Source organism: Mucilaginibacter sp. P5_A4 (assembly GCF_056400605.1).
Genome location: NZ_JBFUKX010000002.1, coordinates 24487 through 38125, shown reverse-complemented (window position 1 = coordinate 38125; position 13639 = coordinate 24487). Strand labels below are relative to the sequence as shown.

Below are 13639 nucleotides of genomic sequence, written 5' to 3'. Positions count from 1 at the left end.
TATCTATAAGACCGGATTATGAATAAAAGGGTGAACTATTCAGCACTTTTTAATCCCTCTTTTAAGGTTTTAACTGCCAGCTTTAAATGCGTTTTTAATGAATTGATACTAATACCCATTTCAAAGGCGGCTTCTTTATATTTTTTGTTTTGGTAATGAACTAATGTAAAGGCTTGCAATCGCTGTATAGAAAGGTTTGCCAAAACTTTTTCGGTATAAATTTCCTGTGCAGGTACTTGTTCTGCCTCTTCTATTTCTGTAAGTGTGTATTGATAGTCAACTAATTTCTTTTGGATCTGCGTTCCCTTTTCAACCCTTTTCAAACACCTGTTACGGATAGCCGTTTTTAAATACGCGTTTAAAGACGAATTGATATTTTTATATAATTGCCTCTCCCAAAAATCGAGAAACAGATTTTGCACGGTATCTTCGGCCTCCATTTCATCCCGCAAAATATAAAAAGCTGATACGTTGAGCAGCTTGTAGTATTTTTTGAAGAGTAATTTGAAGGCCTCCTGGTTACCCTGCTTTAATTGCTCAACAATTTGATTGTCGTCCAAAATTTCCATGAAATACTATATAATTGGTTATATCTGCATAGAATGGGCTCCAATGCAAAGCTAATATATAGATATTTTAATTGTTAAAACAACAGTTAAACAAAAAAAAATAAAAAAACATGAAAATAGAAGCTATAGATTGGTATATGAATACATCCCTATAGCGAAAAACTCAGACCAAATGCTTTATTTTCTCCTGATCATTAGCAAGCCGTTAGCCGTGGTGGCATAAATAACACCTTTTGAATCCTGAACCAATTGATAAATTGTATGACCGGGAGCAGGGGAGTTGTTGTTGTGATAGTTTTCCCAACCACCGTTCAAATTAAACCTTACCAGGCCCGACTGATCTGTACCGATCCACAAAACGCGTTCAAACTTGTCATACAATATAGTATTGACATGGTTGGAGGGAATTCCGGAATTTTTATCGTTTAAATGAAGCCAGGTGCCGTCAGCTTTCAGCACCGCTATTCCTTCTTTGTCATCATCGCCACCGGCTTTATTGTAGCTAATCAGCGAAAAGTAAAGATTGCCGTTTTCATCTTCGGCCGCGCCAGAAATGCAGGCGTTTTTTAAAGGTGTATCTGATGTATTAAATGTGGTTGGCAGCAGGTTTCTATCAATCATGATGTTGCCTTTTGATGTACCTATCCACAAACGTTTCTGGTTATCAACATAAGCGTAATATACATTGCTTGAGGGCAGCAGCGGTATCGTTTTTTTATTTAATAYCACTACCTTATCCTTTCTTACCACCACCATGCCATCTTTAGTGGTAAAAAGAAGCTCGCCGTTACGACTATTTAAGATATGAGTAACACCAGATTTTATAAACTTTTTAAAATCATATACCTGCCAGCCCGCATCGGTACATTTATATATCCCATTGTTAATATAAACCCACTTGTTATTGTCTTTGTCAATAGTCATACCCTGCACGGCTGTTTCAGAAGTAAATGGCGAGTTATATTCATTAACCGGGTTAAAGTTTGTACCATCAAACCGGGTAAATCCCCTGGCAGTAGCATACCATAAAACATCGGCTTTGTCTATAGCAGCAGCCTGGCTGACATTATCCGGTAACGGTGAATTATACTTGGTCCACACCGTGAATTCATAATTTTTTAATGATGGATTAGTATAAGCAGCGTTTTTGTTATAAACAACAGGATTGCCGGGCGGCACTAATTGGGCCAGGTCCATTCTTTGCATCTGGCTTGATATTCTGCCATTCGCGATATGAAAAATTACATTCACAGATGCAGATACGCGTTTGCCGTTTTCAATAGCTGGTTTCCAGATACTTCCGTTCAGGAGCCGGATCAAATCGGCTGTTAATGGGCTATTGGTAATATCCGTATGGCTAAGCACACAGCTAAACCCCGACGGCTCAACTAAAACCTGGAACGTTACCGACCCATTGGCATCTTTAAATACGTATTTACGATTGATTTTGTCGGATATCTGATCAAGTGTAAATTGAGAACAGGTAGCTTTCGGGCTGCCGCAATCCATGCAATAATTTTCACTACTACATAAATCTACCTTTTCCAGGAAAAGATTTTGCGCGGAGACCACTGCCGGTAAAAAGAAAATAGACAAGCTTATAAGCGATAGCTTACAAATTTTTGTTGGGGATAACAATATTAACATTACGTTTATAAATTAACGAAAGCTAATTCAAAACACCAAATGAATGATATGTTAAATAATGTTAAGTAAAATGACCGATTGTTAAAGCACTCGACTGTGTGCGCTCTTTAAAATCGCGTTTCATTTTAATTTGTTGAATTGTGCAATTTTTAATTGAACGAATTGAGGTTTTTCATGGAACGATGGTTAAAGATTGCGGAACGTTCAATTAGGTCAGCTATCACTTTAAAACCTGCATGAGTATTTTTTCAATTTCAAAATAGCTGTCACTTTTTTATATAATTGTCTAAACAACAATTATATAAATTCCTTACTATTGTACCTGTCTTTTTTAACCTGAATAAAAGCGCTATCGTTTATTTAATAATGCAGATCCTATGATCCAAAACATGGCGCAGTTGTTTTTTTTCAATGCTGTTATAAATCCTTGTTAAATGAATAATCTTATTATAATGAAGCAAATTTCCTTTAAATTAACCATTTTATTATTTCCGGTACTTTTTACGCTGGTATCAGTAAGCTACGCGCAGAAAAAAATATCTGGTAAGGCTGATCCCTTAAAAGCTCCAACCTGGGTGTCGGATAACGGAAACGGTACTTACACAAACCCGCTTTTTTATGATGAGTTTTCTGACCCGGACATGATCAGGGTAGGGGACGACTATTACCTTACCGGCACCACGATGCATGCTATGCCCGGTTTGCCCATATTACATTCGAAAGATCTGGTGAACTGGGATTTTGTGAGCTATGCTGTTAACCGGCTTGACCTGGGACCGCCATTTCGCCTGGAGGATGGTAAAAATGTTTATGGACAAGGAATTTGGGCACCATGTTTCCGTTACCATAACGGAAAATACTATATTTTTAGTAATGTGAATCATTTTAGCACCCAATTGTTTACGGCTACAGATCCGAAAGGCCCATGGACGCAAACCGCTATGAATAAAAGCTTTCATGATCTCTCTGTTCTTTTTGATGACGACGGTAAAGTATATGTGGTATGGGGATACGATGAAGTTCACATAGGAGAACTGAACGATGACCTTAACGATATTAAAGCCGGAACCGAGCAGGTTATTGTATCCAAAGGGAGCGGTGCAGGGGAAGGTTCACACTTTTATAAGATCAACGGGAAATATTATATCACCAGTACAAACTACGATCCTGTTTGTTACCAGGTATGCCTGCGTGCTGATCATCCACGCGGACCGTATGAGATCAATGTGATGAGTTCGAAGGAAAATCTGGGAACAGGAACCGGCTACAGGCTGGCCAACGAAAGGCCAAACCCTCCGTTTAAGGTAGATGCGCCGGTTGAAAATTTTGTAGGGGCAATTCCGATGCACCAGGGCGGAATCATTCAAATTCAATCAGGAGAGTGGTGGGGATGGTCAATGATGGATCACAATTCGATCGGAAGATTACTTTGTATTTCGCCCGTTACCTGGCAAAATGAATGGCCGTATTTTGGGTTGCCCGGGAATCTTACACGTAGTCCTCAAACCTGGGTGAAACCCAACACAGGGTTTAGTTCCCTGCCACATGCTACTTTTAGAAGAAGCGATGACTTTTCTGATGCCACGCTTCAACCCGTATGGCAATGGAACCATGTTCCTGTTGATGCCAAATGGTCCCTGAAAGTGCGAAAAGGATATTTGCGGCTTAACTCCCTTCCGGCAACAGATTTTTGGAATGCCAAAAATACATTAACACAACGGGCAATCGGCCCGGAGTCGATAGTTACTGCCGAGGCCGAGCTAAAAGGCCTGAAAATCGGGGATATTGCCGGTCTTGCGCTGCTCAATATGCCTTATGCGTGGATCGGTGTAACCAAAAAACAGGATAGCCTCGAAATTCAGCAATTTGATTTGCAACGAAATAAAGTGATCAAAACACAACTGAAAAGTACCCATGTCTGGTTTCGCGCAAATTGCAATTTTGATACAGAAAAAGCTATATTCAGTTACAGCACCGATGGTACAAATTTCACCACTCTGGGAGATGAATATACTATGATTTATAATTTAAGAACATTCCAGGGTGAGCGCTATTGCCTTTTTAATTATAATACGCTTGGTTCGGAAGGAGGTTATGCAGACTTCAATTCATTTTTTGTGGATGAACCAAGGGCACACGGCTTAACCAAACCTATTCCGTATGGTAGAATCATAACACTGAACAGTCTTGCCGACAGCACAGTGCTGGTTAACTGGAATGGCTTTGTAAGACCGGTTCCAGCCGATAGCAAATTTGCAGAAGGGGATAGGTCAAAGTTCAGGGTTGTTGATAAGGGCAATGGCAGGATAGCTTTGCAATCAATTACAGATGGCCGATGGGTTACGGTTAAGGGTTTGGGAGGAATGGCGGAAGTGCGACTTGAAAAAGATGAGAAAGGCGAAGCTTCACAATTTCAATGGCAGGATATGCTTCGCGGCGATCTGATGCTGATGTCTTTGTCAACGCACAGGTATTTGTTTGCCGACCCGTATGCAAGAAGCCTTAGTTCGGCCGATGCACCAGGTGCAAGACCCGACCGTAAGGACGGCTCCTGTTTTTCATGGGCAATAGCGGAGTAATAATTTGATGATACTGCGGTAGGAATTTAGGGCTAAAGGTCATTTACTCAGATTGTAGGAATTCTAACATCAGAATTTTTTAATTTCAAAATTGTTGGTGATATTAGTTGAAACCATCCAATGGAAGCCAAAGAAATCTTAAAAGCTCATGTAGCTAAAATAGCCATGTTAACTGATGAGCAGTTTGATTATTTCTTTTCGCATTTTAAAAAACTGAGCTTTCAAAAAGGACAGGCGATTATTACTGAAGGCGACCGGGTAGATTGTGAATACTTCGTGATCTCCGGCTGTTTAAAATCCTTCTTTATCAATGATGACCTTAAAATGTTCATTCTGCAGTTTGCCATGCCCAACTGGTGGGCATCAGATTACAATGCATTATATAATAATACCAAAGCTACCATCAACGTAGACTGCATTACCAATGCCGAAGTGCTTTGCCTTAGCAATGGAGATAGGGAAAAGTTATGTAAGGAACTTCACGATGTTGAGCATTTTTTTAGGTGGAGGACCAATAGGGGATATGTTGCGGCTCAAAAAAGGCTGCTATCGTTCATGAATAATAATGTGAAATACAGATACGAAGAGCTTTTGAAACTGTATCCCGAATTGTATAATATTGTGCCTAAAAACCTGATTGCTGCATACTTAGGTGTTTCAAGAGAAACCCTGAGCCGGCTTTACAATACCTGAAAAGTGATGTACATCACATAAATATTAACTCATTTCAAATGTGATGTAGGTCACGCAGCCACCTGAAATTTCCTGCCGTACTTTGTTGTGTAATTAAAAACACAAATAAAATGGAAACTCAAAAATTTGAAATCGTAAGCACCCAAAGCAATATCGACTGGGTGGGCAGAAAGGTAACCGGAGCACACAATGGTACCATCGCCGTTAAAGAAGGTGAACTTATTTTGAATGCTGGTAAACTTACCGGCGGTAAATTCATTATCGATACCACCTCTATCAAAATACTGGATGTAACCGACCCTGCAACCAATGCACAATTCGCCGGTCACCTGGCCTCTGATGATTTTTTCTCTATTGAAAAATATCCGGAAGCAACTTTGCAAATTACTTCAGTTTCAGGCAACCACGTTGAAGGCAATCTGACCATCAAAGGCATTACACATCCTGTTGGTTTTGATGCAGCGGTCAATGTAAATGGCGACTTGTTGACTACTACCGGAAAGCTGGTTATTGACCGTACTAAATATGGAATAAAATTCCGCTCGGGTAATTTCTTTAAGGATCTGGGCGACACGCTGATTTATAATGATTTTGAACTGAATGTAAACGTAACCGCTAAAGCTGCCTGATAAGCAGTTTTAGCCTAAAAATTAAAGCCATGCCATACGTAAAAATAGAAGTAACCCGTGAAGGCGTTACGAGAGAACAAAAACAGCAACTGATAAAAGGGGTTACCGACCTGTTGAGTGATGTATTGAATAAAGACCCGAAATTAACCTTCGTGGTAATCCAGGAAGTTGACCTGGACAATTGGGGCCATGCCGGGGAACAGGTATCTGTGCTGAGAGAAAAAGGTATAACCGCTGATAGAAAATAATATAATGAAAAAGCAAACAATAATAGTTACCGGTGCCTCATCTGGCATCGGTAAAGAAATAGCCCGTCATTTTTTAGCAAACGGCGACAATGTAGTGATCAATTCGTCAACTGCCGAAAAATTGCATCAAACTTACCAGGAACTGGGCGGGGGCGAAAACCTGGCTATGGTAGCAGGTAATGTTGCTGACAAAAGCACTGGCAAGCAACTTTTAGCAACCGCCATAGAAAAATTTGGCTCGGCAGATGTACTGGTGAACAACGCAGGAATATTTGAAACCAAACCATTTCTTGAAGTGGACGAAGCTTATCTTGACCGCTTTCTGAATACAAATCTGAAGGGAACTTACTTCACCACCCAGGCCATTATCCCTCAGATGCTGAAACAGCATGATGGCGTAGTGATCAATATCGGCACGCCTTTAGTCAATCACGGCCTGGGCGGAGTGCCCATTACTGCACAAATGGCATCAAAGGGTGCTATACATGCGCTTACCATACAACTGGCAGCTGAGTTTGGTAAAGATAACATCAGGGTGAATACGATTGCGCCCGGCACAATCCGTACCCCAATGCATGGCGATAACGCCGATCAAAGCGCAGGTTTACATTTGCTGAACCGCGTTGGCGAGGTGGAAGACATCGCAGAAATGGTTTATACCGTTGCCAAGAGTAACTTTATTACCGGCGCTATTATCAACGTAGATGGTGGCATGGGAGCCGGGCACAACTTGAATTAACATGAAAACGCTTTTATTGACCGCTTTTTTGTCATGCACTTTGCTGGCAATAAAAGCGCAAAATTCAAAGAAAATGGAAACTAATCAGCAAGATTCATTAGCCATCACCCAGGTGCTGGAAAATTATTACTTCAAAGGTATCTACGAAGGCGATATTAGTACACTGAAACAGGTTTACAATCCGGGCACTTTATTGTTCGGGGATGTCAAGGGGCAGCCGTATGCCAAAACGCTCGATCAGTACCTTGATGGTGTTGCACACCGTCAAAGTCCGAAAGATTCGGGCAAACCTTTTAAGGGAACAATAATTGCTATCAATGTGGTCAACTCGATAGCTGTTGCCACGGTACATGTTAAAATGTACGAGTTTAACTATGATGAGTTCCTGTCGTTTCACAAAATAGAAAACCGCTGGCTGATTGTTAATAAAATGATTACAGACGTGGCGGAATAAATTTTAACGTTATGTGGTACCAAACAAAAGCATCCCAAATACTGGGCATTCAATATCCTATCCTGCAAGGGCCGTTTGGCGGCAACCTGTCATCTGTTGAGCTGGTATCAACGGTATCTAATGCGGGAGGCCTTGGCGGTTACGGGGCTTATACACTAAACCCGCAGGAGATAATCGAAGTAGATAAGCAGATCAAAGCGGCAACCAGCAAGCCCTACAATATTAATTTGTGGGTTTCGGATACGGATGCTGTGGATGGTACGGTTTCAGACGAGCAATTTAAACAGGCCCAAACTTTATTCAAGCCTTATTTTGATGAGCTTGGAATTGCTCTGCCCGAAAAACCTGCTGTGTTTACATCCCGTTTTGAAAACCAGGTAGAAGTGATCCTTCACCAGAGGCCACCGGTATTTAGCTTTGTGTTTGGTATCCCATCTGCCGATATTCTTGAACAATGCCGCAGGCTTGGTATTGTTACCGTAGGAGCCGCAACTACACTGGATGAAGCCATAGCGCTGGAATCAGCCGGGGTTGACCTCATTATCGCTTCTGGGTTTGAAGCGGGAGGGCATCGCCCATCATTCCTGGCACCGGCAGAATCATCTACTACCGGGACTTTTGTATTGCTCCAGCTGATAAAAGAAAAGGTAAAAACCCCGGTTATAGCCGCAGGTGGTATTGCTAATGGAAAAGGTGTTGCCGCCGCATTGGCGCTTGGCGCCGATGCCGTGCAGATTGGCACTGCTTTCCTGGCGACTGACGAATCAAATGCCACAGCAATTCACCGGCAAATGTTGTTTTCAGATGGGGCTAAGTACACTACCTTATCTCGGGCATTTACCGGGAGGCTTGGCAGAGGAATAACCAGCCGCATTGCAAAAGACCTGGTGCATAAGGAAAAAGGTTTTCTTCCCTTCCCGCTGCAAACACAGTTTATGTCGCATTTAAGAAAAGCGGCTATAGAACAGGAAAAATGGGATATGATCCTGTTCTGGGGCGGACAGATAGCGCCGGTGCTAAAACATACAAAAGCCGCTGAACTGATAAAGTCCATAATCGAAGAAACCACAGCATATTTTGACCATTTAAATGCATAATATCATGAACGCTTCAAAAGTGTGGTATATAACAGGGGCCTCGCAGGGATTGGGGCTAACCCTTGTAAAAAAACTGCTTGCTCAGGGCTACCGTGTTGCAGCAACTTCCCGGGATGCACGAACATTGGGCCAGGCGGTTGGGCTGATAGACAGGGAGCGTTTTCTTGCGCTGGCCGTTGATTTAAATAACCCGGATTGCATTGATGAATCGATACAGCAAACACTGGCTGCATTTGGACGGCTTGATGTGGTAGTTAACAATGCCGGCTACGGAATGGCCGGAACAGTGGAAGAAATAGCTGAACAGGAGATCCGGAACATTTTTAATGTTAACGTACTTGCAACCATAAATGTGGTAAAAAGTGTTCTGCCGGTAATGCGCCGTCAAAAATCAGGCTATATTATAAATATCGGTTCGGTGGCTGGTTTTGTGGGTGCTCCCGGCTGGTCAATTTATTCGGCTACCAAAGCTGCGGTGGCTGCTTTTTCCGAAGTGATTGCACTGGATGTTAAAGAATTTGGAATAAAGATTACTGTAGCTGAACCATCAGGCTTCCTCACAGGCTTTTTAACCAAAAACTCACTTGCCCTAACAGATAGTAAAATAGAAGGTTATGAAGCTGTAAAAAGTACGCAGGATCGTTACCTGTCTATGAACGGACAACAGGCAGGGGATCCGGATCGCGCAGCGGAAATATTTATCGAATTAGCCGAAACTCCGGAGCCGCCGATGCATTTGTTTCTGGGGAATGATGCCTATAACAGGGCTTCGGAAAAACTCGCGGCCATGTCTGCCGAATTGGAACAGTGGAAATTGACAACTACCGGCGCAGATTTTAAATAATAACCGGCATTTAAATAACAATCAGTAGCTTGCCGACAAAAAAGTAGTTAAATTGAGCCGTCGGCTTAACTAAGTATGATGTTCCTGAAAACGGGCAAGATTGCGGGCCATTGCGATCTTGCCCGTTTAGCGCTTCCAACGGTAACGGTTGAATATTGCGTAACCGAACATGCCATAAGTATAAAGTTAGATGATTGGACAAAGATAAAATAAACAAAAAACAATAATTAAATATGAAAAAGCTATTGAGCAACAGTTTGAAGGTTTTATTAGTAATATTGGCTTTATACAGCCGGGCTGTTGCTCAGCATATTTCAAATGAACCTACACAAATAGCAGTAGATCTATCGAAGCCTATAGCCCCAATGAAACCAATTTGGGCCTGGTTTGGTCACGATGAACCTAATTATACCTATATGAAGGATGGCAGGAAACTGCTTACCGAACTGGCAGCCTTAAGCCCTGTACCCATTCATTTGCGGGTACATAACCTGCTTACTACGGGCGATGGTACCGCGGCCCTGAAATGGGGATCGACCAATGCTTATACCGAAGACGCAAACGGCAAGCCTGTTTATAACTGGCACCTGGTGGATAGTATATTTGACACCTATATTAAACTGGGGATTAAACCATATGCCCAAATTGGTTTTATGCCCGAGGCATTGTCAACCCATCCGAAACCTTACCGGCACTATTGGAAACCTGGAGACAATTATAATGATGTTTATACCGGCTGGACCTACCCACCCAATGATTATAATAAATGGGAAGAGCTGATATACCAATGGGTAAAACATTCGGTTGAAAGATATGGGAAAAAGGAGGTGGAAAGCTGGTACTGGGAAGTATGGAACGAGCCAAATATAGGCTACTGGAAAGGCACCATGCCCGAATTTTTTAAGATGTACGATTATGCCGCCCATGGCCTTAAAAGAGCCTTGCCAACCGCCAAAATAGGCGGACCGGAAATAGCCGGAGGATCGAGCAAAAGCGGGATGAAGTTTTTGAAAGCCTTTATTGAGCATTGCGTAGCCGATACCAATTATGCCACCGGCAAAATAGGTTCGCCGCTGGAAGTGATATCATTTCATGCCAAAGGGCAGCCGGCAATAACAAATGGCCATGTGTGGATGAATATGGCCCCGCAGTTGCGTGATATTGCCGAAGGATTTAAAATTGTAGCATCGTACCCGCAAACTAAAAATGTGCCGATAGTTATAGGCGAATCTGACCCCGAAGGCTGCGCTGCCTGCGGTATGGCTACCAATCCATCCAACGCTTACCGTAATGGCACCATGTACTCCAGCTATACTGCGGCTTCCTTTGCCCGTAAGTACCTGCTGGCTGATTTAGTTGGTATTAACTTTATGGGTGCTGTTTCCTGGTCGTTTGAGTTTGAGAATCAGCCCTGGTTTTATGGATTTCGTGATTTAGCTACAAATGGCGTAGATAAACCCGTGCTCAATGTGTTCCGTATGTTTGGCGAGATGACGGGGCAAAGGGTAACCGCTTTAAGTAATCATATGTATCCGCTGAAAACGGTATTGGATTCCAGCATCCGGCAGCAAACCGATATTGGTGTATTGGCTTCGCATGATGCCAGGTCAGCATCCGTAATGATCTGGAACTATCATGACGAAGATAAACAGGGATCGCCCGAACCAATAAAATTATCAATTAACCATCTACCGGCAAAAACAGTTACCGTAACACATTACCGTATTGACAACGAGCACAGTAATTCTTACGAATTATGGAAAAAAATGGGGTCTCCACAAACGCCCACACCAGCCCAGGTAGCTGAATTAGAAACAGCCGGACAACTCCAAACACTGGGTAAGCCCGTAAGGTTGAGAAGTAATAATGGAAGCCTGGTAATGGATATTTCATTACCACGACAAGGTGTATCCTTAATTAAATTAAACTGGTAAACCCAACTTTGGGGTAAAATATCGTTTTTGTTTTGGCGCTATTTTGAACTGCCATAGCGGGGAAAAGGATGAGTTAACTTCTGATTGGTATACATAAATAGTTACAAGGTGTAAATTATTATAACATTTTCGTTACAATTGCGTAGCTTTAATATTAATTCAAAACCAATTTAACCCTAATTTAAAGAACCCCAATGTCCGGATATGATGGATATACTGATAAGGAATTGCTCGTTTTAGTAAGAAGAAGCGACAGAACGGCGTTTACTGAACTGTATGAAAGACATTGGGATACTGTATATTCTCAGGCATTTAAAAAACTAAACGATGCTGATGTCGCAAAAGATATTACCCAGGAAGTGTTTATCTACCTATGGACCCATCGTGAAACGAATCTCATCGAAAATCTTGAAGCCTATTTGTTTAGCGCTGTACGCAATAATATATTCAGGTTCCTGAAAAAAGAGAGTCGGTTTATTTGTATTTCTGATTTAGTTCTGGAGGCAAGGGCATTCTGTTCCGAAGCTGATGCACTAATATTGCAAAAAGAACTGGTCAAATCCTATGAGTTGCTGGTTAAATCCATGGCGCCTGCGCAGAAACTAATATATGAAATGCGTTTTCACGAGGATTTGTCGACCCTTGAAATTGCCCAACAACTCAATATTTCCCGAAAAACTGTGCAAAATCAACTTACAAGAGCTTTAACTCTGCTCAGAAGTTCACTGGCATCTATTGCCATTCTTCTTATTTCACTCCGTTAATTGCTAAGAATTTTCTTTGTTTGATAACCTACAACGTGATGTGAGTTTTCTCTTTATTGGCGCTCCAGCCTCAAAAAACAGAAACATCAAAAGGGGATAAAAAATATTTTTTTTCCATGTGGGATTTTTCTTACTTAATGTCTCATGTGTATACCAATATTTATAAACCGATGACAAAAGAGCTGTTTTTAGTAATTCTTACTAACTACCTTGAAGGCAATGCAACCAAGGAAGAAGAAGACTTCCTCCGTGCCTATTACAACTTTTTTATGGCCGATGTAGATGTGATTGCTTTATTAGATGAAAAGCAAAAGGACCGGTTAAAATCATCAATGAAATTGAATATTGATGATTTTATAGATTCAGAAATAAAGCCGGTTAAAAAAATAAATATTTGGCCACGAATTGCTATAGCTGCATCCATCATTTTAGCGCTATCTTTTGGGGGCTATCTGTTATTGCATCAGCCTAAACCCCAACAAATAGTACATATTCAGCACAATGATATTGCACCAATAGGTAACAAGGCTACACTGACACTTTCCGGAGGCCAGCAGATAGTACTTGACTCAAAACATAATGGTCAGTTGGCCCAACAAAAAAATATGGTAATTAGTCAAGCCAATAACGGGATAATTACCTATTCTGCCAATCAACAAAACAACCCAAACGATAATTCGCCTGTTTACAATACAATGAGTACCGGTGGCGGGCAATATTCGCTCCAGTTATCTGATGGTACGAAAGTGTGGTTAAACTCGGCTTCGTCTATAACTTATCCGGTTGCGTTCACAGGCAAGGATAGAAAAGTGGAAGTTACAGGCGAAGTGTATTTTGAAGTTGCTCATAATAAAGCTAAGCCGTTCTCGGTGACTACTCACGGACAAACTGTTCAGGTGCTCGGCACGCACTTTAATATCAATGCATACGCTGATGAGGCGCAAATGAGAACGACACTATTGGAAGGAAGTATAAAAATAAGTAAGGCTGATCAGGCTACGCTGCTTACACCAGGACAGCAAGCCCAAATTAGATTTGACTCAAACAACATTCAAATAAACAGTGGTGCAGATGTAGAACAAGCCATTGCCTGGAAAAATGGATTATTTAGTTATGATCAGACCGACCTGAGAGAAGTTATGAGACAGGTGGCGAGAGCATACGAAGTAAAAATTGAATATGAAGGGAAAATTCCAACGCGAACATTTACAGGAAAAATCCATCGAAACATTAGTGCTTCAGAGGTTCTTGATATTTTAAAGTTCACAAGAATAAACTTCAGGCTTGAGGATAAGAAAATTATTGTTACCCCATAAAGGCCTAATAAGATACTACTACCCAATAAACCAATTAATAAACCGATTAAACCAAAAAAATGAAAGAAATTTTACACGAATGATTAATCAAGGGTTAAAAAAATAAGCCGGAAAGTGTTGGCCCAC

The 13639-nt window shown here is 41.5% G+C and carries 14 protein-coding genes; 12 read left to right on the top strand and 2 right to left on the bottom strand.

All coding sequences use genetic code 11. The features are described 5' to 3' along the window. Positions 1-35: 35 nt before the first annotated feature. Positions 36-569 (bottom strand): sigma-70 family RNA polymerase sigma factor, encoded by a 534-nt coding sequence (locus tag AC1DQW_RS02040; RefSeq protein ID WP_477418439.1) that lies wholly within the window; start codon positions 567-569, stop codon positions 36-38. Positions 570-746: 177 nt separating this feature from the next. Further along, a complete protein-coding gene (locus tag AC1DQW_RS02035; RefSeq protein WP_477452604.1) occupies positions 747-2165 on the bottom strand; it encodes a ligand-binding sensor domain-containing protein in 1419 nt (472 codons plus the stop codon). Between the two features lie 503 nt (positions 2166-2668). On the opposite strand from AC1DQW_RS02035, the gene AC1DQW_RS02030 reads away from it, so the two are divergent. The 12 genes from AC1DQW_RS02030 (at position 2669) to AC1DQW_RS01975 (ending at position 13513) form a co-directional block, all read left to right on the top strand. After that, entirely contained in the window at positions 2669-4795 is a 2127-nt protein-coding gene (locus tag AC1DQW_RS02030) for a family 43 glycosylhydrolase (RefSeq protein ID WP_477452603.1), read from the top strand. 120 nt (positions 4796-4915) lie between these two features. Next, complete coding sequence (locus AC1DQW_RS02025; protein WP_477452602.1) at positions 4916-5488, top strand: Crp/Fnr family transcriptional regulator; 573 nt, start codon at positions 4916-4918, stop codon at positions 5486-5488. Between the two features lie 110 nt (positions 5489-5598). Next, complete coding sequence (locus tag AC1DQW_RS02020; protein ID WP_477452601.1) at positions 5599-6117, top strand: YceI family protein; 519 nt, start codon at positions 5599-5601, stop codon at positions 6115-6117. A gap of 29 nt (positions 6118-6146) precedes the next feature. Beyond that, the gene (locus AC1DQW_RS02015) at positions 6147-6365 is read left to right on the top strand and encodes a tautomerase family protein (protein ID WP_477452600.1); all 219 of its coding nucleotides are present in this window, start codon (positions 6147-6149) and stop codon (positions 6363-6365) included. Positions 6366-6369: 4 nt separating this feature from the next. After that, positions 6370-7104, top strand: coding sequence for an SDR family NAD(P)-dependent oxidoreductase (locus tag AC1DQW_RS02010; RefSeq protein ID WP_477452599.1), 735 nt, complete (start codon positions 6370-6372; stop codon positions 7102-7104). 1 nt (position 7105) lies between these two features. Further along, positions 7106-7558, top strand: a complete 453-nt coding sequence (locus AC1DQW_RS02005) for a nuclear transport factor 2 family protein (protein ID WP_477452598.1) — start codon at positions 7106-7108, stop codon at positions 7556-7558. An 11-nt stretch (positions 7559-7569) separates the two neighbouring features. Next, complete coding sequence (locus AC1DQW_RS02000; protein ID WP_477452597.1) at positions 7570-8655, top strand: NAD(P)H-dependent flavin oxidoreductase; 1086 nt, start codon at positions 7570-7572, stop codon at positions 8653-8655. A 4-nt stretch (positions 8656-8659) separates the two neighbouring features. Next, positions 8660-9499 carry an SDR family oxidoreductase gene (locus tag AC1DQW_RS01995; protein ID WP_477452596.1) on the top strand — a complete coding sequence of 280 codons (840 nt, stop codon included), beginning with the start codon at positions 8660-8662 and terminating at the stop codon, positions 9497-9499. A 75-nt stretch (positions 9500-9574) separates the two neighbouring features. Then, positions 9575-9712 (top strand): hypothetical protein, encoded by a 138-nt coding sequence (locus AC1DQW_RS01990; RefSeq protein ID WP_477452595.1) that lies wholly within the window; start codon positions 9575-9577, stop codon positions 9710-9712. Positions 9713-9732: 20 nt separating this feature from the next. Then, positions 9733-11433: a GH39 family glycosyl hydrolase gene (locus AC1DQW_RS01985; protein WP_477452594.1), complete on the top strand. Its 1701-nt coding sequence runs from the start codon at positions 9733-9735 to the stop codon at positions 11431-11433. A gap of 194 nt (positions 11434-11627) precedes the next feature. Beyond that, positions 11628-12197, top strand: coding sequence for an RNA polymerase sigma factor (locus AC1DQW_RS01980; protein ID WP_477452593.1), 570 nt, complete (start codon positions 11628-11630; stop codon positions 12195-12197). 170 nt (positions 12198-12367) lie between these two features. After that, positions 12368-13513, top strand: a complete 1146-nt coding sequence (locus tag AC1DQW_RS01975; protein ID WP_477452592.1) for a FecR family protein — start codon at positions 12368-12370, stop codon at positions 13511-13513. Positions 13514-13639 lie beyond the last annotated feature (126 nt).